Consider the following 20542-nt stretch of genomic DNA (forward strand, 5'->3'; position numbering starts at 1 on the left):
CCACCGGCGCGGTGCGCGAGCTGTTCAAGCTCGAGCTCGACGAGTTCAATGCCCTGGTGGCGCAAGCCCCGATCGGGGCCGAGGGCATCAGCATGCTGCCGTTCCTCAACGGCGAGCGGGTGCCCGCCCTGCCCCAGGCCACGGGCAGCCTGCTGGGCCTCACGCTGACCAACCTGACCCAGGCCAACCTGTGCCGCGCCGTGGTCGAGGGCACCACCTTCGGGCTGCGCTATGGCCTGGACCTGCTACGCGGCAACGGCCTGCAGGGCCAGAGCATCCGCCTGATCGGCGGCGGCGCGAAAAGCCCGGTCTGGCGGCAGATGGTCGCCGATATCATGGACACCCCGGTGATCTGCACCGAACAGAACGAGGCCGCTGCCCTCGGCGCGGCGATCCAGGCCGCCTGGTGCGAGTCCGGAGCCCTTCACGGCCTGGCCGAACTGTGCGAGCGTTGCGTCCGTCTCGATAGCGGCAGCGAAACCCGGCCGGTCCCGGCCCATGTCAGCGCCTATCAACCGATCTATCACCGCTACCGCCAACAGGTCGCGGCCCTTCAAGAGTGAGCATCCATGTATCTGGTCTGTGGTGAAGCACTGTTCGATTTCTTCAGCGAGCCCGACGCGAGCGGGCAAACCGCGAAAGTCAATTTCAAGGCGATCGCCGGCGGCTCGCCGTTCAACGTCGCCGTGGGCCTGCGCCGCCTGGGCGTGGAATCGGCGCTGTTCGCCGGGCTGTCCAATGACTACCTGGGGCGGCGCCTGCAACAGGTCCTGCAGGAAGAAGGCGTGCGCACCGACTACCTGCGCGACTTCGAAGCACCGACCACCCTGGCGATGGTTGCGGTGGGGGCCGACGGTTCACCCCGGTACAGCTTTCGTGGCGAGGGCTGTGCCGACCGCCAGTTGCTGCCGGAACATCTGCCGCCGCTGGACGAGGCGGTACGCGGCCTGCATGTCGGCTCCTATTCGCTGGTGGTGCAGCCGATCGCCGATACCCTGCTGGCCCTGGTCCGTCGCGAGAGCGGCCGCCGGCTGATCACCCTCGACCCCAACGTGCGCCTCAACCCGCAACCGGACATCGAGCTGTGGCGCCAGCGCATCGCCGCCCTGGCCGAACACGCCGACCTGATCAAGGTCAGTGACGAAGACCTGCACCTGCTCTACCCCGATCGCGAACCGCAGGACGTCGCCCGGCAATGGCTGGAACGGCGCTGCCAACTGGTGTTCCTGACCCGCGGCCGCCAGGGCGCCAACGTCTACAGTCGCCGCCATGGGCATTGGTCGGTACCGGCCCGCGAGGTCGTCACGGCCGATACCGTCGGTGCCGGCGACACCTTCCAGGCGGCGCTGATCGCCTGGCTGACCGAGCAGCAACTGGATTCGGTGCGGGGCCTTGAGTGCCTGGAGAAGGCACAGATAGAGGCGATGCTGGAGTTCGCCGTCCGCGCCGCCGCCATCACCTGCAGCCGCGTCGGCCCGGACCTGCCCCATCGTCACCAGGTGGTCTGAGAGCGGGAAAAACCACCGAGGCTGCCTGGGCGAATCCCGCTCCCCACACCCGCTCAGCGCAGCGGCGAGTCACCGTCATCGACCAGCCCCCAGTCCTTCACGTCCGGCTCCGGCGTGGCGACTGGCGGTGCCGGGGGTGTCTTGTGCTGAACCGTCGCGCCGTCCTGATGCAACTTCAGGCGCAGACGCAGGTTGTTCACCGAGTCGGCGTTCTTCAGCGCCTCCTCCTCGTCGATCGCCCCCTCCACCACCAGATTGAACAGCGCCGTGTCGAAGGTCAGCATGCCGCTGACCTCGGACTTCTCCATGATGCCCTTGAGCTCGGAAAACTCGTTGCGCTTGATGAAGTCGCGGATCGTCGGCGTGCCCAGCATCACCTCGACCGCGGCCCGGCGCTTGCCGTCGGTGGTGCGCACCAGCCGCTGGGAGACGAAGGCCTGCAGATTGTTGCCCAGGTCATTGAGCAACTGTGGCCGGCGGTCTTCGGGGAAGAAGTTGATGATGCGGTCCAGCGCCTGGTTGGCGTTGTTGGCGTGCAGGGTGGAAATCGCCAGGTGCCCAGTGTCGGCAAAGGCCAGGGCGTGCTCCATGGTTTCACGGTCGCGGATCTCGCCGATCAGGATCACGTCCGGGGCCTGGCGCAGGGTGTTTTTCAGCGCGGCATGAAAACTGCGGGTGTCGACCCCCACCTCGCGCTGGTTGATGATCGACTTCTTGTGCCGGTGGATATACTCCACCGGGTCCTCGATGGTGATGATATGACCGCTGCTGTGCCGGTTGCGGTAGTCGATCAGCGCCGCCAGGGAGGTCGACTTGCCCGAGCCGGTGGCGCCGACGAACAGCACCAGGCCCCGCTTCTCCATGATGGTATCGAGCAGGACCGGCGGCAGCTTGAGGTCTTCGAAACGGGGGATCTCCAGCTTGATGTTGCGGGCGACGATGGACACTTCGTTGCGCTGCTTGAAGATGTTGACCCGGAAACGCCCGACGCCCGGCAACGACAAGGCCAGGTTCATTTCCAATTCTCGGTCGAACTGCTGGCGCTGTTCGGCGTCCATGATACCTTCGGCGATCAGCGCCACTTCTCCGGCCTTGAGCGCGTCGGTGCCCAGCGGCTTGAGCACGCCGTTGAACTTGGCGCAGGGCGGAGCCCCGGTCGACAGGTACAGGTCCGAGCCGTCCTGGGCGGCGAGGAGTTTCAATAAGGCGTGGATTTCCATGGCAACGATGTCCGCAATACAGTCGAATAATGAGGTTGAAATGCTCGACCAGGCGTCATTTCAGATTGGCAACGATCTACAGCTTGGCGGGATAATGCTCCGCCACGCAACCCAAAGCTTCACCTTCAAGGCAGGTTTATGAACGGAATGCCCCACGACACCGACGTCGCCACCCTGCTCGCTCGCCTCGACTGGTCCCGAACCGCCCTCGGTCCACAACCGGACTGGCCGCAGAGCCTGCGCACCGCCGTCGATATCGTTGTCCATTCGCCCATGCCGATGCTGCTGATGTGGGGACCTGCGCGGGTACAGATCTACAACGACAGTTTCTCCCGGCTCTCCGGCAACAAGCATCCCCAGGCCTTCGGCCAACCGTTCGAGCTGGCCTGGCCGGAATACCTCGAGTTTAGCGCACCGCTGCTGCAGGCCGTGGCGCAGGGACGTAGCGTCGACCTGGCGGAGCAGCAGTTCATCCTGCAGCGGCCCGAGGGCAATACCGACCTCTGGCTGGACCTGGCCTACAGCCCGGTACGCGACGAGTCGGGCGCGGTGGCCGGGGTGCTGGTCACCGCCATCGAGGTCAATGAACGACGCCTGCGCGCCCTGGAACTGCAGCAACGCTCCGAAGCCAGTATCAAGGCCCAGCACGACAGCGAGGAACGCTTGCAATTGGCCATGGCCGCCACCGGCACCCTCGGCACCTGGGACTGGGATATCGACCAGGACCGCTTCGTCACCGACGCGCGGTTCGCCCGGCTGCACGGCGTCGACCCGGCGCTGGCGGCGCAGACGCCCCTGAGCGTGTACATGGAAAGCGTGCATCCGGAAGACCGTGGGCTGGTGGCACGCGGGATCAAGCACTGCCTGGAGAACAACACCGAACACGCCGAAGAGTACCGGGTACTGACCGACGGCCAGATCCGCTGGGTATTCGCCCGCGGGCGCTGCTACCAGGGGCCTCACGGCCGGGCCCAGCGCTTCGTCGGTGCCGCCCTGGACATCACCGAACGCAAACACAATGAACAGGCCCTGCGCCAGAGCCAGACCGAGCTGCAACTGGTGATCAATGCCGTACCGGCACTGATCAGCTATGTCGACCGCGAAGAACGCTTTCGCCTGAACAACAGCGCCTATCTCGACTGGTTCGGCAAGACGCCGCAAGAGCTCTATGGCAAGACATTGCGCGAGGTACTGGGCGAGGAGGCCTATGCCATGCGTGCCGAGCATATCGCTGGCGCCCTGGCGGGCAAGGCCTGCAGCTTCAGCCTCGACACGCCCTATCGCGACGGCAACATGCGTCATGCCAACATGCGCTATCTGCCGCGCTACGGCCAGGATGGGGCGGTGAACGGCTTCTACATCTTCGTCAGCGATGAAAGCGAGCGCAAACGCACCGAGGAAGCCCTGCGCAACCTCAATGAAACCCTTGAGGAACGGGTCGCCCAGCGGACCCAGGCGCTGGCCGAGTCCAACCAGCGCCTGCAGAACGAGATGTTCGAGCGCGAGCGCGCCGAGGACGCCTTGCGCCATGCGCAGAAGATGGAAGCGGTCGGCCAACTCACCGGCGGCATCGCCCACGACTTCAACAACATGCTCACCGGCATCATCGGCAGCCTCGATCTGATGCAGCGCTATATCGCCGCCGGGCGCAGCGCCGAGATCGGTCGCTTCGCCGAGGCCGCGGTCAACTCCGCCCAGCGCGCGGCCGCCCTGACCCACCGCCTGCTGGCGTTCTCCCGTCGGCAATCGCTGGACCGCCGACGCATCGAGCCGAACCAGCTGGTGCAATCGCTGGAGGAACTGTTCAGCCGCACCAAGGGCGCCCATATCGAACTGCAGGTGCGTCTCGGCCAGGACGTCTGGCCGGTCAACACCGACGCCGGACAGTTGGAGAGCGCGCTGCTCAACCTGGTGATCAACGCCCGCGACGCCATGCCCGGCGGCGGCACGTTGCTGATCGAGACGGCCAACAGCTACCTCGACGGCAGCGATATCAGTACCGTGGAGCCGGTCAAGGCCGGCGACTACGTGATGATCGGCGTCAGCGACAACGGCACCGGCATGAGCCCATCGGTGATGTCCAAGGCTTTCGACCCGTTCTTCACCACCAAGCCCATCGGCCAGGGCACCGGCCTGGGCCTGTCGATGATCTATGGCTTCGCCCAGCAGTCCGGCGGCCATGTCACCTTGCACAGCAAGCCCGGCGAGGGCACCTGCGTGCGCCTCTACCTGCCGCGTTACCACGCCCAGGCCGTCGAGACGACGCCGCAGCCGGACAGCCCGCAGTCGCCGATCGCGGCGGCCGACGAGTCGGTGATGGTGGTCGAGGACGACCCGGCGGTACGCATGCTGGTGCTCAATCTGCTGGACGAGCTGGGCTATACCGTCCACCCGGCGGCCGATGCCCGGACGGCCCTGCCGCTGCTGGAATCGTCGCTGCGCATCGACCTGCTGGTCACCGACGTGGGGTTGCCGGGCATGAACGGCCGGCAGTTGGCCGAAATCGCCCGCCAGCACCGCCCCGGGCTCAAGGTGCTGTTCATGACCGGTTATGCAGAGAAGGCCGCCGAACGACAGGGTTTTCTCGAGGAAGGCATGGACCTGATCGCCAAGCCCTTCACCCTCGACCTGCTGGCCAACCGGGTGCGCGACATGATCGGTCATTCGAGCTGATTTCAGGCATAATCGCGCGCCCCAGCGTTCCAAGGTAACCCGCCCATGAAAGCCCAAGCCCGTCACATCCTGGTCAAGACCGCCGAGGAAGCCGAACAGCTCAAGCAGCGCATCGCCAAGGGCGAGGCCTTCGACGTGCTGGCCAAGAAGCATTCCACCTGCCCGTCGGGCAAGCGCGGCGGCGACCTGGGCGAGATTCGCCCGGGGCAGATGGTGGGGGCCATCGATCAGGTGATCTTCAAGAAACCGCTGCGCACCGTGCACGGGCCAATCAAGAGCAAATTCGGCTACCACCTGGTGCAGGTGTTCTATCGCGACTGAACGTGGAGCACGTTATCGTTCTTCGCCGATAAATCGGCGAAGAGGCCGGCAAGAACCTCACGGCCTCTGGATCAGCCTCGGGGAATGAGGGCCCCGCGCACCTGAATCACCCGACTCGCCAAGCGATGCCCCGCCAGTGCCGCCGCCTGCGGATCGCCACCGGTCAAGCGACTGGCCAGGTACCCGGCGCTGAACGAGTCACCTGCGGCGGTCGTGTCCACCACCGTTTCAACCCGCTGCGCCGGCACTTCGAACGCCTCGCCTTCGCAACGGGCCAGGCAGCTCTGGGCACCACGCTTGATCACCACCTCGGCAATGCCAAATGCCTCGCATGCGCCGAACACCGCGCCTGCATCGACGTGGCCGAACAACGCCTGCTCGTCCTCCAGGGTCAAAAGGGCCAGGTCGACATAGGGCAACACTGAACGGTAAGCCGCCCGCGCCTGCTCGACGCTCGCCCACAAGCGTGGCCGGTAGTTGTTGTCGAAGACCACCCGTGTATCGCCCTCACGCGCCTGGCGCAGCACCGCGATCAGCTTTTCCCGGCCAAGCTCGCCGAGCACCGCCAGGGTGATGCCGCTGAAATACAGCACGTCGTAGTCCGGCAGCGCCGCCAGGACCGGCGCGGCGGTGGCAGCGGTGAAACAATCGCGGACAGCCGCCTCGTTGCGCCAGTAGAGGAAACGCCGCTCACCGCGCTCATCGGTCTGGATACAGTAAAGACCAGGCAAACGACCGGGCAGGCGCTGGACCAGGCCCAGGCCGATGCCCTCCTCGGCCCAGATCCGGCACATGGCGTCGCTGAAGCTGTCGTCGCCCAGTGCCGTGACGTAATCCACCGAGCCTCGCCCGGCCAGTTCGCGGGAGAGGTACACCGCGGTGTTCAGAGTGTCGCCGCCGAAGCTTTGCCGCAGGCTGCCATCGGCGTGTTGTTGCAGTTCGATCATGCACTCGCCGATCAGGGCGATGCGCGGTGGCGGCAGGGTCAATGTGCTCATGCAAGGAATCTCGTGGTGTCAGGTCCGGTCCCTTCGTGGATGAATCCGCGAAACGACCTCAAGTCAGAACCAGGTCTCGAAGGTCTCGATCACCGTCAACTGCTCATCGACGATGCAGCCCACCCGCCACTTGTCGAAGGTCAGGCACGGATGGGAAGTGCCAAAGGAAATGATATCGCCGACCCGCAACTCACAGCCCGGCGCCACCGTCATGAAGGCATGCTGATCCATCACCGCCGTGACCTGGCAGGCACTGACATCCTCGCCCACCGCCGGCACGACTCCGGCCTTGTAGCGCAACAGCGGCATCGGCAGTCCGGCATCGAACGCCACGTCGCGCTTGCCCAGGGCGACCACCGCGAACCCCGGTTCCGGCATCGATTGCACATGGGCCCAGACCTCCATGGCCGGACGCAGGCCTTCATCCAGGTCGGCACGGCGATGCAGCACGCAACACTGCGCTTGCTTGTAGATCCCATGGTCATGGGCCACGTAGCTGCCGGGCCGCAGCACACTGAGAAAACGCCCGTCGGCATTCTGCGCCTTGAACTCCTCGGCGATCAGGTCATACCAGGCCGAACCGGAGGCGGTGATGATCGGCTTGGCGACGGCGAAGGCGCCACTGTCCTGCAACTGTACCGCCAGGCGCACCAGCGAACCGGCAAAGGCGCGAATCCCGCTGACAGCCTGGTCGCCATGGATCACCCCTTCGTAACCTTCGATACCGGTCAACGCCAGTGCCGGCTGGGCCTGGATCGCCTGGGCCAGATCGAGCACCTGCTGCTCGCTGCGACAGCCACAGCGACCGCCGGCCACGCCGTACTCGATCATCACGTTGAGTTTCAAACCACGGCCGGCAAAGAATTCACCCAGGTCGGCAACGTTGTCCGGGTGGTCGACCATGCAATGGAACTCGAACGCCGGGTCGGCCAGCAGGTCGGCGACCAGCGCCATGTTCGCGGTGCCGACCAACTGGTTCGCCATCAATATCCGCCGTACACCGGCTGCATAGCCGGCACGGGTCTGCACCGCGGTGGCCAGGGTCAGGCCCCAGGCACCCTGGTCCAGTTGGCGCCGGAACAGCGCCGGGACCATGCTGGTCTTGCCGTGGGGCGCCAGTTCGGCGCCGCTGCGCTGGACAAAGTCCTGCATCCAGCGAATGTTGTGTTCCAGCGCTTCACGGTGCAGCACCAGCGCCGGCAGGCTGACGTCGCTGACCAGTTGGGCGCCGATCGCGGCCGCGCCTTTTTCCACCAGGGGAAGGTTCACAGGCATGTTCAAGACTCCTATGGAGGCGGCCGCGGGCAGCCGCTGCTAATCGTTGATCCGACGCGCCAGGTTGTTCGCGCTGTCGATCAGCACCCGGCGATAGTCGTGGTAGTTGTTCTTCGCATCCGCCCTCGGGGCGACGATGCACAGGGTGGCGATGCAGACGCCGCGCTCGTCCTTGACCGGCGCGGCGAAGCAATGGGTAAAGGTGTCGGCAACGCTGTCGAAGGAGAAGAACCCGTCGATCCCGGCCTGGCGGATTTCCTTGAGAAACACTTCCAGCGGCAGGCGCTGGCCATCGGGCAGGATGAAATCGTCGGGGTCGATCAGGTCGACGATCTGCTGGTCGCTCAGATGCGCCAGCAGCAGGCGCCCGGAGGCCGTCCAGGGAATCGGCGCGTTCTCACCGATATCCGAGGAAATACGGAAGTGCCGCTCGCCCTCCTTCATCAGCGCCACCGTGTACTTGCGTCCGTTGAGCAGGCACATCTGCGCGGTTTCGCGGGTCTGGCTGACGATCTCCTGCAAGGCATGGTCGGCCTCGCGGCTCAGGTCGAAATGACGCAGATGGGCCTGGCCGAGAAAGTACAACTGGCGGCCGAGGTAAACATGCCCCTCCTTGCCGACCGGCTCCAGGATTCGCCGTTCCAGCAGCGACGCCACCAGCTCGTAGACCGTGGACTTGGGGCTGCCGATGCCCCCGGCGATATCGTTGGGACGCAGTGGCTGGCCGACCTCCTTGAGGTAATCGAGGATATCGAACGCCCGGTCCAGTCCCTTGGCGCGGCGCTTGATGGTGTCTTCGGTCATGATCAGTGCAATCCCATTGAAAAATTGCCGGGGAGTTTACCCAGAGTGTCGCGGCGATCGTTAGGGGCTCACTTCTTCTTGTAGGCGATACAGTCGATCTCGACCTTGCAGTCGACCATCATGCTCGCCTGCACGCAGGCCCGCGCCGGCGCATGCTCGGGCTTGAAGTACTCGGCGAACACCTTGTTGAAACTCCAGAAGTCCCGTGGATCCTCCAGCCAGACCCCGGCCCGCACCACATCCTCCAGGCCATAACCGGCCTCTTCGAGAATCGCGATCAGGTTCTTCATGGTCTGGTGGGTCTGCTCGACGATACCGCCGCTGATGATCTCACCGTCGACCGCCGGCACCTGGCCGGACACGTGCAGCCAGCCATCGGCTTCGACGGCCCGTGCGAAGGGACGCGGCTGACCGCCACCCGCGGTGCTGCCAGTGCCGTAACGAGTAATGCTCATGATGTGCTCCTTGAATGAAGGTTAAAAACGGGTGTTCCTGAGAAACTCCGCCAGGCGCGGCGACCGCGGGCGCTCGAACAGTTCCTTGGGTGGTCCCTGTTCCTCGATGCGCCCCTGGTTCATGAAAACGATCTTGTCCGAGACCTCGAAGGCAAAGCGCATCTCGTGGGTGACCAGCAGCATGGTCATGCCCTCCTCGGCCAGGCCCTTGATCACCGCCAGCACTTCGCCGACCAGTTCCGGGTCGAGTGCCGAGGTCACTTCGTCGAAGAGCATCAGGCTCGGGTTCATCGCGATGGCCCGGGCGATCGCCACCCGCTGCTGCTGGCCGCCGGACAATTGTCCCGGATAGTGATCACGGCGCTGCAACAGGCCGACCCGCTCCAGCCATTTCTCGGCCAGGGCCACGGCCTGGTCCCTGGGCAGCTTCTTGACCTTGAGCAGGCCCAAGGTGACGTTCTGCAACGCGGTCAGGTGCGGAAACAGGTTGAACTGCTGGAACGCCATGCCGGTCATGGCCCGATGCTGGGCGATGACCTTCTCCGGATGGCGAACGCGCTTGCCGTCCACTTCGCTGTAGCCGATGGACTCGCCATCGAGGGTGATCTGCCCGCCCTGGAACTCTTCCAGCAGGTTCACGCAGCGCAGCAGCGTGGTCTTGCCCGAACCGCTGGAGCCGATCAGCGTGACCACGTTGCCACGCTGCATGTCCAGGTCGACGCCCTTGAGCACTTCGAGCTGGCCGTATTGCTTGTGCAGCCCGCGAATGCTGAGCAGTGCTTGCTTGTCGTTTGTCGCAATCATGGCAACGCCACCCGCTTTTCAATGTGCCGACCGAGCAGTTCGATGGCGTAGTTGATGATGAAGAACAGCAACCCGGCGAACAGGTAGAACTCCAGGGTCATGAAAGTCCGGGCGATCACCTGCTGGGTGCTGAGCAGCAACTCGGCCACACCGATGACCGACAACAGGGTCGAGGCCTTGACGATCTCGGTGGACGAGTTGACCCAGGTCGGCAGGATCTGCCGCAGCGCCTGGGGCAACAGCACGTAGCCCAGGGCCTGGAAGAACGTCAGGCCGATCGCCTGGCTGGCCTCCATCTGCCCACGGGGAATGGCCTGCAGTGCGCCACGGACGATTTCCGCGACGTGCGAGCCGCAGAACAGCGTCAGGCCCAAGGCCCCGGCCTGGAACGCGCTGATCTGCCAGCCCAGGGCCGGCGCCATGTAGAAGCAGGCCAGCACCAGGACGAACACCGGCGTGCCGCGGATCAGGTCGACATACAGCCGAAACGGCAGGCGCATCCAGACATTGCCGTAGGTCAGCACCAGCCCGGCAACGATGCCGATCAAGGTGCCGCAGACAATCGCCAGGGCCGAACACTGCACACTGGTCAAAAAGCCCTGCCACAGCGGCTCCCGGGCGACCCACAACTCATGCAGCCAGGTGGGGGATTCGTACATGACAGGCTCCTAGCGGCGAATCGCCAGACGCTGTTCGAGCTGACGCAGCATCAGGGCAATGAGGTAACAGGCAGCCACGTAGAGCGCGGTGGTGACCAGCCAGGTTTCGATCACCCGGTAGCTCTCCACGTTGATCTTGCGGGCGTAATAGGTCAGCTCCGGCACGGCGATGGCCGCCGCCAGGGAGGTGTCCTTGAACAGCGAGATGAAGTTATTGGATAGCGCCGGCAGCACGTTGCGCAGCATCACCGGCACCGTGATATAGGCGCGCACCTGCCACTCGCCCAGACCGATTGCCAGCCCGGCCTCACGCTGGCCCTTGGGAATGCTCAGCAGGCCTGCCCGGAACACTTCGGTCAGATAGGCACCGGCATACAGCGACAGGGTGATGATGAACGAGGGGATCTTGTCCAGCCGGATGCCCAGGCTCGGCATGGCGAAATAGATCAACAGGATCAGCACCAGGATCGGCGTATTGCGGATCACCGTGACGTACACCGAGGCCAGCGTGCGCAGAGTGCGATGCTTGCTGAGCAAGGCGAACGCCATCATCAGGCCGATCACGCAGCCGATGGCGATCGACACCAGCGCCAGTTCCAGGCCCAGCCCGAGCCCCGCGAGCAAACTGGGGAAATCGCGCCAGACGGCAGCAAAATTCAACTGATAGTTCATGGTTCACGGTACCTTCGACAGGGCGCCGCGAAGGCGCCCAGCCCTTGACGGATCACTTGAATTCGACGGGGAAACCGATTTCCGGGGTGGGCAGGTCGACCCCGAACCACTTCTTGAAGGAAGCGGCATAGGTCGGGAACTCGACACCGGTCATCGACTCATGCAGGGCGGTGTTGACGAAGTTCAGCCAGTCCTGGTCGCCGCGCTTGACCGCACAGGCGTAGGTTTGCGGGCTCCAGGCGTAGGCCGGGCTGCGGTAGCGACCGGGGTTCTGCACCATCAGGTACTTGACCGAGGACTGGTCGGTGGCGGCGGCATCGGCCCGTCCCGAGTTCACGGCCTGGTACATCAGGTCGACGCTGTCGTACTGGTCGACCTTGGCCTGGGGCAGTGCCTGGTGCACCAGCTCCTCGGCGTAGACGTTCTGCAGCACGGCCACGGTGACCTTGTCGCCGGCGGCCTTGAGGTCGTCGATCTCCTTGTACTTGCTGTTGTTCGGCAGCAGCAGGCCGACCCCTTCGCGGTAATACGGCAGGGTGAACGCCACCTGCTGGGCACGGCTGGCGGTCACGGTGATGAACTGGCAACTGATGTCGACCTTGTCGGTCAGCAGGTTGGGAATCCGTGCATCCGACGACTGCACCACGTACTCGACCTTGCTCGGGTCGTTGAACAGGCCCTTGGCGATCATGGCGCCGATATCGATATCGAAGCCCTGCAACTTGCCGTCGGCGCCCTGGAAGTGCCAGGGCGCGTTGGTGCTGCCGGTGCCGACGACCAGGTGACCGCGCTTGAGCACGCTGTCGAGCTTGCTGTCGGCGGCCTGGGCCGTCCCGACCGCAACCGCCGTGGCGGCCAGAATGAAAGCACAGGCTTTGAACAAGGAAGGTACGCGTTGCATGACGTTGCACTCCGATGATGTGTATTCCGTTATAACGGAACTTGGTATGTAACAACGGAATAGACAGCAGAAAGTGTGCCACAGGAAATCGCGGTCGTTAACCGGCCTGGTAAAGTTCAGGAAAATCAGAGAGATAGGTTTTTCTGCAGGAAACCGGTTACACAAGGTGCGCGTGGGCCAGTGCTACGGAAGGCAACGCGGGTGGGTGCCAAGGCCCCAAGGCGGTGCAGGAGCGAAGATCAAGCGCCTCGCGGGCAAGCCCTGCTCCCATCGGTTTTTGCCGTATGCAAATCTGGTGTACACCCTGTAGGAGCAGGGCTTGCCCGCGAATGGGCCGCCAGAAGCAACACGAAATCCGGACCAGCGCAGCGGCTTCTGCTTTGCAGCACGCCAGCAAACAGCTAGCATCCGGCCCTCTCTTCCCACCGCCCTTGCGGGCCTACATGGATGTCGCGATGCGTTTGCTGCTTCTGTTCTGTTTCGCAACACTGATCACCGGCTGCAGCATCAGGCAGCAAGTCACCCCGGTGGACTTCGCCGCCAACCCCGCCGCGCGGATCTGCGTGATTCCGGCCGATGGCGTGCGCGAGTCGTTTACCGATGCCTATGCCAATGCCCTGAAAGCCAAGGGTTTCACGGTGGAGGTGCTGCCCAGTGTCAGCAACCCGCGGAACTGCCCCCTGAGCAGCACGCTTCTGGGGCGCTGGAGCTGGGACATGGCGCTGTATCTGTCGGAGGTGGACATCAAGGTCTATCAGTTCGGCCGGGAAGTCGGCTCGGCGACCTACAACTCAAGAAGTGGCTCGTTTCGCATGGACAAGTTCATCAATGCCGAAAACAAGCTCAAGGAACTGACCGACCAGTTGTTCCCGGTCGGCGTACGGCCCCTGAGCGCCCGCCGCTGAGATCGCAACAGCCGGGTCGAACCCGGCTGCCACGGATTACTGCAGCACCGCCACCAGGGCCACGGCGAACACCAGCAGCACCGCGGCCATGCCGGCCATGTACAGCGCAAAACCTTTAGCCATGCCGATTTCCCCGCATCGAATGTCGTAATCGCTGTCGTTTTTTTGACCCTCTCGACAGTCGATGGCGGATTCTATCAGCGAGTGATGTGTTTTTGACATTAACTTTCGCACGCCGATCAGTGTCGAACGAGCACTTAGTTAGCAGCCTAATAAAAAGCCCTGCACTTAATTAAGCGTTAATCGCACCCATGGAAAGTGACATCGACCGCGTCAGCGCAAATACCTTATGCCGCCTCGCGCGGCAGCTTCAGCGCGTTGGCGTTGGAACGAAATCCAAGCTGATTCGGAGAAAGACCATGAAAGTTCGTACCCTGCTGGTCACCACCGCCCTGGCCCTGAGCGCCTTGGCCGGGGTGGCCCAGGCCAGCCCGACCGGCAGCGACAGCCAGGCCGTTCCCTACCACTACGGCATGCCGCTGAACATCGACAAGGTCATCTCGATGACCGAGCAACCCACCACGCAGTGCAAAGTGATCAATGCCGACATGAAGTTCATCGACAAGGCCGGGAAGACCGAGAATGTCAGCTATCGCAAGCTGTCGGACGCCTGCAATTTCAACAACTGATACCACTGGGCTGACACCACGCCTGTGGGAGGCTCTATGGTTTCGCAAAGGCCTGAGGGCTATTCGCGGCGGTCCGACGCCTCGGTAAAGCCTGCTTGTGTCTTTAGGGCAGATAAAATCAGAAGTGAGAGGGTGGATGGCAAGCTGATAATCCGCGGTGCCCTGGAGCACGTGTGGGAGCCTAGCTGCCGTCCACTCTTCTCACTCTGGTTCCAAGCTCGAACAGTTGACTGAGTCCAACCTCGAACAACAAGCGTGAGCCAGACCAGAGTGACCTCTCACCCTTAAGCCTAGGAGGTTTACTCATGACTGCCTATGCCGGAATTGATGTTTCCAAGGCCACCCTGGAAATCGCGTTGTTTCCACCGTCCAACAATTTCACCTTGCCCAACTCTGCCGAGGGGCTGGCCACGGCAGTGAATCACCTCAAAGCTTGCCAGGTCGAACGTGTCCTGGTCGAAGCTACCGGTGGCTACGAGAAACTCTCGGTAAAACTGCTGGCTAATGCTGGCTTCAAGGTCCAGCGCATCAACCCCAGCCGAGCCCGCCACTTTGCACAAGCCATGGGCAAGAAGGCGAAGACTGATCCGATCGACGCACAAATGCTGGCCATGTTCGCCTCGGCTCTGGAGGAAAAGAACCTGGTCATGCCCGATGAGGCCCGTGAGCAACTGGCCGAACTGGTCAATCAGCGAGCAGTGCTCGTCCACCAGCGCGATGACAACCGCCGACGTATTCAGCAGGCACAGTCGCCTGAGGTGCTGAACACGTACCAAGAGCTGAACGCCATACTGCAGATGTTGATCAACAAGGCAGACAGGCAAATTGCCGAAAAAACCCGCCATATTGATGCAGAGCTAATGGAGCGACTGCACGCAGTCAAAGGCATTGGACCTGTGACCATCGCCAGTTTGTTCTGCTATCTCCCCGAACTGGGCGATCTGAACCGGGCGCAGGTGGCTGCCCTGGCTGGAGTAGCGCCCTACAACAATGACAGCGGTGCCAAACGTGGCAAAAGACGTATCTATGGTGGTCGTGCCAAAGTGCGGCGTGCGGCTTACATGTGTACGCTGGTGATGGTGCGTCATAACGAAGATTTCAAAGCACGGTATGCCCGGCTGCGTGCGGCAGGAAAGTGCGCGAAGGTAGCCTTGGTGGCCTGTATGCGGGTGCTGCTAGTACGTCTGAACGCCATGGTGCGCGATGGCACACCGTGGCGTGACCAGCCTGTTTGACCGCTCATCAGCAAGGAGCCAAAGACAGTTGGCTCCCACGGTTCTGCGGCGCCTGCCGTAATTCCCGGGAGCCTGTTCTACCGCTCATCGGTGATGAATCAAAGACAGTTGGCTCCCACAAGTCACCGCGACGAACACACGTTTTGTGATCGACGCTAAACCCTGTGGGAGCCGGATTCATCCGCGAACAGGTGCACTCTTTCCCACAGGAGAAACCAGCGACTACAGCTGCCGAAGCCGGGCCATGCTCAAGGCATCGGTCAACACCCCATCGCGAATCGCATAGGCGCGCATCACCCCTTCCTCCTCGAAGCCGAACTTGCGGTACAAGGCCCGGGCCGCCTGGTTGTCGACATACACGCTCAATTCGACCCGTTGCAGGTTCATCCAGTTATCCGCCACTTCCAGCACTGCCGCCAGTAAACGCGAACCGACGCCCTTGCCCTGCCAGGCCGTCGCCACGCCCATGCCGACATTCCCCGCATGGCTGCGGCGTACGCGCTCGTATTGCTCCAGTGAGCAACTACCGATCACCACCCCGTCATGCACGGCCACCAACGACACCAGGCGCTCATTACCCTGGCGCTGGAGCAGTCGCTGACGCCACACCTCGGCCGACTGGAACGGCATCTGCAAGACCTGACGGCACACCGCTGGCTCGTTGTAGAGCGCGGTTATACCGTCCACGTGGGCTTCACGAAAACGTTCGATGAGGATGGCGGGCGTCTCGGTGGGCATCGTCTTCTTCTCCTTGAAAAATGGCCAGGCCGCCCAGTGTATACCTACTCAAACCACTCCCGCCGCTCCCGGAAGGTATTCAGGATCAGCTCGACGAGCATCTGCACCTCCGCCCTGTCCTGCGCCCCGCGCTGGGTCGCCAGCCAGGCCCGCCGCTGCATGCCGCCGTCGAACAGGCCGGGCAGTGCCGCCAGGCCGCGGTCGAAACGGCTGATGTAGCGCGGCAGCAGGCCGATGCAGGCGCCGCAGCGGATCATTTCCAGCATCAGTTCGTAGGAATGCACCTGCACCACACCGGCCAACCGTTGCTCCAGCACGCTGTTCCACGCCTGGAAGCCTTCGATCTGACGGTCCTGCTGCCACTGCACCAGCATGTAGTCCTCCAGGTCCTCCAGCGAGTCCGGACGCACCGCCACCCGCGAGTAGCGCTTGGCGATATACGGCAGGTACTCCAGCCGCGCCAGGGCCTGCGCCGGGGTGATCTCGAAGCTCGGCCCCGGCAGTGGCGAGTCGTCGCCCGACAGCCAGACCACCACTTCGGCACTCAGCGCCTGCAACGACAGGACGCTGTCCACCGGAATGATCTCCAGCCGTACGCTGGCATTGCGACGCAGCAGAGCGATCAGGTCGCGGCCCAGGATATCGTGCAGGATCGACTCGGCAATCGCCAGCCTGACCAGTGGCTGCTCCATCACCGGCAAGCGCCGCTCATGGGCCAGGGCGATCAGTTGCGCCTGCAATTGCTGCCCTTCGCGGCTCAGGCTCAGGGCACTGCCCTGGTAGACGAACAACGGCCGGTCGAGCTGGTCTTCGAGCAATGCCAGTTGCTTGCGCAACTGGGTCGACTTGATATTCAGGCTGCGCGCCGCCTGCATGAAGCAACCGCAGCGGGCGCTGGCGAGAAAGAACTGAGCGGTTTCCGGCTCGATCCGTTCGGCCAGCGCCAACCAGCCCCCGTGCGTCTCGACCGGGCCGTGATACTCCATGTCGCCCATGCGCTGGGCCGATTCATTCAACGACATCATTCAGACTCCCTGTCGACGCCTCTCGGCGCCCAACCATCCAATGGCAAGTTTCCCGTCAGTGTTTTTCTTCCAGCACCTGGTTGAGGGCCGCGCCATCGATGCTCAAGGTCGCGGTGTTGAGCATGCCCTCCAGATAGGCCTTGGCAATCTGCTGCTGACGCTGGGTCCGCAGGGCTTCACGCAAGCGGTCGCGCAGCTCGTCGAGGGTGGCCGTGCGCGAGGGCTGCAGCTCGGTGAGCTTGACGATGTGAAAGCCCGCCGGGCTCTGCACCGGGTCCGCCACCTGGCCAACTTTCAACCGCGACAACGCCCCGCGCACTTCCGGCACCAGTTGCTGCAGCGGTTGCAGCCCGGTATCGCCGCCACGCCTGGCGGTTTCGCTGTCCTGGGAGTACTGGCTCGCCAGCGCGGCGAACTCATCCGGCGCGGCCTGGGCCTTGCGGCTCAACTCCACGGCCTGCTTGCGCACGCTTTCCAGGGACGACTGCTCGGACACCGCGAGAAAGATCTGACTGACCCGATACAACGCCGGCGTCTGCCATTGCGACTTGCCGCTGTCGTAGGCCTGCTGCAGCTCCTCGGCACTCGGGTAGTCCGCCGGCACCTGGCTGACCGAGGCCAGGTAGTTGCGAAACACGATCTGCTCGGTCGCCGCGCGGGTCTGCTGCTCGATCTCCGGACGCTGGCGCCAACCCTGGGCGTCCGCCTGTTCGAGCACTGCCTTCTCCGCCAGGCGGGTACGGATCCAGCTCTCCAGGGCAGTGCGGTTGCTGCGCAATTGCTCCCGAGAGTCCGCTGGCAAGGTCGCGAGCAGCGCCTTCAATTCCTCCGGGGCCACTTGCTGGTTGCCCAGCCGGGCTACCGCCGGCGCATTCGTCGTCGAGGCGACAACGGCCGGTGTTGGCTGTACGGCCGCCACCGGGTCGTTACCCGGACGCATGGCCAGGGCGACAGCCCCGACCAGCACGGCCAGCGCGCCCGCGCCGGCCAGCAGGTTGCCTTTCTTCACAGGGTCGCCTCCTCCTCGCGTGCCGCCGACTCGGCCACGGCCTGAGTCTGAACTGGGGCCTGGGCCTGCAACTGCGCGACCTGCTGGCTGTACTCACGCAGGTAGACGATGAACTCCTGCAGCAGGCGGTCCCATAGCTCAAGGTTGGCGCGCAGGTAGTTGACGCTGACACCGGCGGCGACCACCACGTCCATTTCCATCACCAGGAACTCGCCCTGCACCGACAAGCGGGCGAAACGCCGCGAAGCGTTCCACAACTCGGCCAGGCCGGCCGGCAGTTCGCCCTGCACTCGCAAGGCGCAGCTGTAGGTGAAATCGACATAACCGCCCTCCTGCACCGAGGGATTGCCGAAGCGCACGGCATAGCCGATGCCCTGGCTGGCGCTGAGCAGTTGCACGATACCGTTCTGGTCGGTGCGGTTGACCCGGTAGCCGGCGCCTTGCAGCAGTTCGGTCAGGCTGTCGGGAGTGACTTGCTCGATCAGTTGTTCGTTCATGGATGTTCTTCCTTGTGTCATGGATTCAGGGATGCGTGGGCCGCATCGAACTGGTTCTTGTAGAGATCGTCACCGAAGGCCTGGGCCATTTCCTCGAACTTGACCCGGGCGCTGCCGGCGAACGGCTGGCGAATCTTCATCACCTCGGCCACGTCGATCTTTTCGTAGGCGGCGAGGATCTCCTTGGCGATCCCGTACATCTGCTGATTCTTGGCTGAACATTGCCGCACTTGTGTGTCACGTTCGGCCAACTGTCCTTGCAATTTGGCGCGTTCGGCCTCCTTGGCCTTGGCCATCACCAGCAGCTCGTCATAGGCTTTCCTGTACTTGCCCAACTGCTCGTTGGCCGCCACCGAGAAAGCCTGCGCCTGGCTCTGCAGGGCCTGCTGCTGTCCAACCAGTTGCTCGCTCAGGCCCTTGGCCTTGGCCAGCTCGGCCGTCAACTGCCTGATTTGCGCCTGGGCCGCCTTGGCCTGGTTCTCGGCGGCGATGCGTGCCGCGCTGGCCTGGGCCTGCTCGCTTTGCAGCGCCTGCAACTGCTGGGTGGTGCTGCGCAACTGGGTCCGCAGGCGCTCTTCCATGCCCTCGGCGCTGGCGCCGTGGGCAGTGAAGAGACCAACGGTCAGCAGGCACAACGCTGCCGGGATTCGCCCGTTCATGGGAGTTCTCCTTCGTGCTTAGAAGCGCGTGTTCAGCTCAAGTTGGAAGACATCGACCTGGAACGGATCGCCATAGACTTCCTCGGCACTCAACCAGCGGGCCGAAGCGACGATGTTCTTGTCCAGGCTGTAGTTGCCGCCGATGAAGTAACCCTTGGCGTTGGTGCCGCCCAGGTGATAGGAGGAGTCGTTGAAACCGTCCGGCAAGGCGTCCGGCTGGATGTACTTGTAGCCGGCGTAGAGGTTCCAGTCGCCCTTCTTCTTCAGTTCCAGGGCATTGCCGAGGGTGAACTGCATCATCAGCGCGCTGCCGCCGCTTTCGAACTCGCCGTTGCTGTTGATGTTGTTGACGATCTGGCCTTCGGAGCGCTTGAGCATCTCGCCCTTGTCATACGCCAGGTTGTGAATGAAGTTGGCCTGGCTGCGCAGCTTGAAGTCTTCGGGCAGTTGCGTGTCCCAGGCCAGGTTCAGGTCGAGCACGTTGAATTCCGAGGCCAGGCCCAGGTATTGCGGCTGCGGCGTCAGGTTCGGGTTGGTCGGGTTCGGCGTGATGTTGCGCAGCAGGAACACACTGTTGCCATGCTGCATGAAGGCCAGGCGCGTACCGTCGGTGTCACAGCCCGGTTGGCCGTCCCACGGCTTGCAGGGGCTGGAACGATTGCCTTCGATATCGTTGAAGCTGTAGTAGGCCGCCGAGCCCTTGAGGCTGTTGTCGGCGTTGATCTTCCAGTTGGCACCGATCTGCCCGCCGATCAGCCATTTGTTCTGGCTGTCGGCCTTGTCGACCCCGTTGCTGGTTTCCGCGTCCGAGGTGTATTCGACCGGGAACGCCCCAAGGGTACCGAACAGCCCCCACTGGCTGTTGAGCTTGTGGTTGAACACCGCCGCCACGCCATCGAAGTTCAGGTCGTTGGAATACATCATGTCGGTGGAATAGAACGGGTTGGCGAAACGCCCGCCGGTCACCGTCAGGTTGTCGGAAGGCTTCCAGCTGACATAGCCCTGGTCGAGCCAGATGCTTTTCTTGGCGAAGCCGCCACCCAGGGTCTGGGTGGTCGAGACCGGACTGTTGTCGGAACCGGTGCCGATACGCACGCCGGCCATCCATTCGGGCGTCAGCACCGCCTTCATGCCCAGCCGGGCGCGCAGGCGGAACAGGTTCTCGCGATCCTCGCGGGTGTTGAGCAACGGCGGGAACTGGGTGTTGCTGTTGCGGTTCACGTCATAGGGCGAACCGCTGTTGATCCTGGCGTAGTCGACCAGGGTGTTGCTGTTGCCACCGGAAAAATAGCGCGACTCGTCCCGCACCCGCAGGTCGCCGTCGAACGTGATGCGCGAGACCCAGTCCGGGAAGGTGTTGGGTTGCGCCCAGTTCTCCTGCTTGGCGGTCGCCATGACCTCGGCCTTGACCTGGTCACGAATCTGATCGCGAACGATCGCCGGCACATACTGTACCCGCACCTCTCCCGGTGCAGCCGCAGGTGCGGCGGGCCCC

The 20542-nt window shown here is 63.5% G+C and carries 23 protein-coding genes; 7 read left to right on the forward strand and 16 right to left on the reverse strand.

Annotated elements, in window-relative coordinates; translation table 11 throughout:
- Together K675_RS0129085 and K675_RS0129090 are read left to right on the forward strand one after the other, a co-directional pair.
- A partial coding sequence (locus tag K675_RS0129085; protein WP_017906980.1) for an FGGY-family carbohydrate kinase occupies positions 1-563 on the forward strand: 563 nt, incomplete at its 5' end.
- Positions 564-569: 6 nt separating this feature from the next.
- A complete protein-coding gene (locus K675_RS0129090; protein ID WP_017906981.1) occupies positions 570-1508 on the forward strand; it encodes a carbohydrate kinase family protein in 939 nt (312 codons plus the stop codon).
- 53 nt (positions 1509-1561) lie between these two features.
- Here K675_RS0129090 and K675_RS0129095 read toward each other — a convergent pair whose 3' ends face one another.
- A complete protein-coding gene (locus K675_RS0129095; RefSeq protein ID WP_026145634.1) occupies positions 1562-2728 on the reverse strand; it encodes a PilT/PilU family type 4a pilus ATPase in 1167 nt (388 codons plus the stop codon).
- Positions 2729-2866: 138 nt separating this feature from the next.
- On the opposite strand from K675_RS0129095, the gene K675_RS0129105 reads away from it, so the two are divergent.
- Positions 2867-5401: a PAS domain-containing hybrid sensor histidine kinase/response regulator gene (locus tag K675_RS0129105; protein ID WP_017906984.1), complete on the forward strand. Its 2535-nt coding sequence runs from the start codon at positions 2867-2869 to the stop codon at positions 5399-5401.
- 45 nt (positions 5402-5446) lie between these two features.
- Positions 5447-5722, forward strand: coding sequence for a peptidylprolyl isomerase (locus tag K675_RS0129110; RefSeq protein WP_017906985.1), 276 nt, complete (start codon positions 5447-5449; stop codon positions 5720-5722).
- Between the two features lie 71 nt (positions 5723-5793).
- Here the strand turns inward: K675_RS0129110 and K675_RS0129115 are convergent, their stop codons facing one another.
- The 8 genes from K675_RS0129115 to K675_RS0129150 form a co-directional block, all read right to left on the reverse strand.
- Entirely contained in the window at positions 5794-6720 is a 927-nt protein-coding gene (locus K675_RS0129115) for a sugar kinase (protein ID WP_017906986.1), read from the reverse strand.
- Between the two features lie 63 nt (positions 6721-6783).
- Positions 6784-7995 (reverse strand): amino acid deaminase, encoded by a 1212-nt coding sequence (locus K675_RS0129120; protein ID WP_017906987.1) that lies wholly within the window; start codon positions 7993-7995, stop codon positions 6784-6786.
- Between the two features lie 39 nt (positions 7996-8034).
- Positions 8035-8799 (reverse strand): IclR family transcriptional regulator, encoded by a 765-nt coding sequence (locus K675_RS0129125; protein WP_017906988.1) that lies wholly within the window; start codon positions 8797-8799, stop codon positions 8035-8037.
- 68 nt (positions 8800-8867) lie between these two features.
- Positions 8868-9254, reverse strand: coding sequence for a RidA family protein (locus tag K675_RS0129130; protein ID WP_017906989.1), 387 nt, complete (start codon positions 9252-9254; stop codon positions 8868-8870).
- 21 nt (positions 9255-9275) lie between these two features.
- Complete coding sequence (locus tag K675_RS0129135; protein ID WP_017906990.1) at positions 9276-10058, reverse strand: amino acid ABC transporter ATP-binding protein; 783 nt, start codon at positions 10056-10058, stop codon at positions 9276-9278.
- Positions 10055-10717 carry an amino acid ABC transporter permease gene (locus K675_RS0129140; RefSeq protein WP_017906991.1) on the reverse strand — a complete coding sequence of 221 codons (663 nt, stop codon included), beginning with the start codon at positions 10715-10717 and terminating at the stop codon, positions 10055-10057. Before K675_RS0129140 ends, K675_RS0129135 begins: the two co-directional genes overlap by 4 nt.
- A gap of 9 nt (positions 10718-10726) precedes the next feature.
- Positions 10727-11389, reverse strand: coding sequence for an amino acid ABC transporter permease (locus K675_RS0129145; protein ID WP_017906992.1), 663 nt, complete (start codon positions 11387-11389; stop codon positions 10727-10729).
- Positions 11390-11441: 52 nt separating this feature from the next.
- Positions 11442-12290: a transporter substrate-binding domain-containing protein gene (locus K675_RS0129150; protein ID WP_017906993.1), complete on the reverse strand. Its 849-nt coding sequence runs from the start codon at positions 12288-12290 to the stop codon at positions 11442-11444.
- Positions 12291-12745: 455 nt separating this feature from the next.
- Here K675_RS0129150 and K675_RS0129155 point away from each other — a divergent pair, with 455 nt between their 5' ends.
- Positions 12746-13195: an Sbal_3080 family lipoprotein gene (locus K675_RS0129155; protein WP_017906994.1), complete on the forward strand. Its 450-nt coding sequence runs from the start codon at positions 12746-12748 to the stop codon at positions 13193-13195.
- 36 nt (positions 13196-13231) lie between these two features.
- Here the strand turns inward: K675_RS0129155 and K675_RS33260 are convergent, their stop codons facing one another.
- Positions 13232-13417, reverse strand: coding sequence for a hypothetical protein (locus K675_RS33260; protein WP_157384014.1), 186 nt, complete (start codon positions 13415-13417; stop codon positions 13232-13234).
- A gap of 197 nt (positions 13418-13614) precedes the next feature.
- Here K675_RS33260 and K675_RS0129165 point away from each other — a divergent pair, with 197 nt between their 5' ends.
- Both K675_RS0129165 and K675_RS0129170 read left to right on the forward strand, forming a co-directional pair.
- On the forward strand, positions 13615-13884 hold the full coding sequence (locus K675_RS0129165; protein WP_017906995.1) for a DUF2790 domain-containing protein: 270 nt from the start codon (positions 13615-13617) through the stop codon (positions 13882-13884).
- Between the two features lie 305 nt (positions 13885-14189).
- Positions 14190-15119, forward strand: a complete 930-nt coding sequence (locus tag K675_RS0129170) for an IS110 family transposase (protein WP_017906996.1) — start codon at positions 14190-14192, stop codon at positions 15117-15119.
- Positions 15120-15341: 222 nt separating this feature from the next.
- On the opposite strand, the gene K675_RS0129175 is transcribed toward K675_RS0129170, so the two are convergent.
- The 6 genes from K675_RS0129175 to K675_RS0129200 form a co-directional block, all read right to left on the reverse strand.
- Complete coding sequence (locus K675_RS0129175) at positions 15342-15857, reverse strand: GNAT family N-acetyltransferase (RefSeq protein ID WP_017906997.1); 516 nt, start codon at positions 15855-15857, stop codon at positions 15342-15344.
- Between the two features lie 44 nt (positions 15858-15901).
- Entirely contained in the window at positions 15902-16879 is a 978-nt protein-coding gene (locus K675_RS0129180; protein WP_026145636.1) for a LysR substrate-binding domain-containing protein, read from the reverse strand.
- Positions 16880-16937: 58 nt separating this feature from the next.
- A complete protein-coding gene (locus K675_RS0129185; protein ID WP_017906999.1) occupies positions 16938-17891 on the reverse strand; it encodes a peptidylprolyl isomerase in 954 nt (317 codons plus the stop codon).
- Complete coding sequence (locus tag K675_RS0129190; protein ID WP_017907000.1) at positions 17888-18388, reverse strand: YbjN domain-containing protein; 501 nt, start codon at positions 18386-18388, stop codon at positions 17888-17890. The genes K675_RS0129185 and K675_RS0129190 overlap by 4 nt, the downstream gene beginning before the upstream one ends.
- 17 nt (positions 18389-18405) lie before the next feature.
- Entirely contained in the window at positions 18406-19047 is a 642-nt protein-coding gene (locus K675_RS0129195; protein ID WP_017907001.1) for a hypothetical protein, read from the reverse strand.
- An 18-nt stretch (positions 19048-19065) separates the two neighbouring features.
- Positions 19066-20542, reverse strand: a 1477-nt coding sequence (locus K675_RS0129200; RefSeq protein ID WP_026145637.1) for a putative porin, incomplete at its 5' end; no start/stop codon positions are given.

This window comes from Pseudomonas fuscovaginae SE-1, assembly GCF_000364705.1.
Classification (GTDB): domain Bacteria; phylum Pseudomonadota; class Gammaproteobacteria; order Pseudomonadales; family Pseudomonadaceae; genus Aquipseudomonas; species Aquipseudomonas fuscovaginae_A.

Coding starts and splice junctions, on each gene's coding strand:
- K675_RS0129090 (WP_017906981.1), top strand. CDS start 570: ATGTATCTGGTCTGTGGTGAAGCACTGTTCGATTTCTTCAGCGAGCCC.
- K675_RS0129095 (WP_026145634.1), bottom strand. CDS start 2,728: ATGGAAATCCACGCCTTATTGAAACTCCTCGCCGCCCAGGACGGCTCG.
- K675_RS0129105 (WP_017906984.1), top strand. CDS start 2,867: ATGAACGGAATGCCCCACGACACCGACGTCGCCACCCTGCTCGCTCGC.
- K675_RS0129110 (WP_017906985.1), top strand. CDS start 5,447: ATGAAAGCCCAAGCCCGTCACATCCTGGTCAAGACCGCCGAGGAAGCC.
- K675_RS0129115 (WP_017906986.1), bottom strand. CDS start 6,720: ATGAGCACATTGACCCTGCCGCCACCGCGCATCGCCCTGATCGGCGAG.
- K675_RS0129120 (WP_017906987.1), bottom strand. CDS start 7,995: ATGCCTGTGAACCTTCCCCTGGTGGAAAAAGGCGCGGCCGCGATCGGC.
- K675_RS0129125 (WP_017906988.1), bottom strand. CDS start 8,799: ATGACCGAAGACACCATCAAGCGCCGCGCCAAGGGACTGGACCGGGCG.
- K675_RS0129130 (WP_017906989.1), bottom strand. CDS start 9,254: ATGAGCATTACTCGTTACGGCACTGGCAGCACCGCGGGTGGCGGTCAG.
- K675_RS0129135 (WP_017906990.1), bottom strand. CDS start 10,058: ATGATTGCGACAAACGACAAGCAAGCACTGCTCAGCATTCGCGGGCTG.
- K675_RS0129140 (WP_017906991.1), bottom strand. CDS start 10,717: ATGTACGAATCCCCCACCTGGCTGCATGAGTTGTGGGTCGCCCGGGAG.
- K675_RS0129145 (WP_017906992.1), bottom strand. CDS start 11,389: ATGAACTATCAGTTGAATTTTGCTGCCGTCTGGCGCGATTTCCCCAGT.
- K675_RS0129150 (WP_017906993.1), bottom strand. CDS start 12,290: ATGCAACGCGTACCTTCCTTGTTCAAAGCCTGTGCTTTCATTCTGGCC.
- K675_RS0129155 (WP_017906994.1), top strand. CDS start 12,746: ATGCGTTTGCTGCTTCTGTTCTGTTTCGCAACACTGATCACCGGCTGC.
- K675_RS33260 (WP_157384014.1), bottom strand. CDS start 13,417: ATGTCAAAAACACATCACTCGCTGATAGAATCCGCCATCGACTGTCGA.
- K675_RS0129165 (WP_017906995.1), top strand. CDS start 13,615: ATGAAAGTTCGTACCCTGCTGGTCACCACCGCCCTGGCCCTGAGCGCC.
- K675_RS0129170 (WP_017906996.1), top strand. CDS start 14,190: ATGACTGCCTATGCCGGAATTGATGTTTCCAAGGCCACCCTGGAAATC.
- K675_RS0129175 (WP_017906997.1), bottom strand. CDS start 15,857: ATGCCCACCGAGACGCCCGCCATCCTCATCGAACGTTTTCGTGAAGCC.
- K675_RS0129180 (WP_026145636.1), bottom strand. CDS start 16,879: ATGTCGTTGAATGAATCGGCCCAGCGCATGGGCGACATGGAGTATCAC.
- K675_RS0129190 (WP_017907000.1), bottom strand. CDS start 18,388: ATGAACGAACAACTGATCGAGCAAGTCACTCCCGACAGCCTGACCGAA.
- K675_RS0129195 (WP_017907001.1), bottom strand. CDS start 19,047: ATGAACGGGCGAATCCCGGCAGCGTTGTGCCTGCTGACCGTTGGTCTC.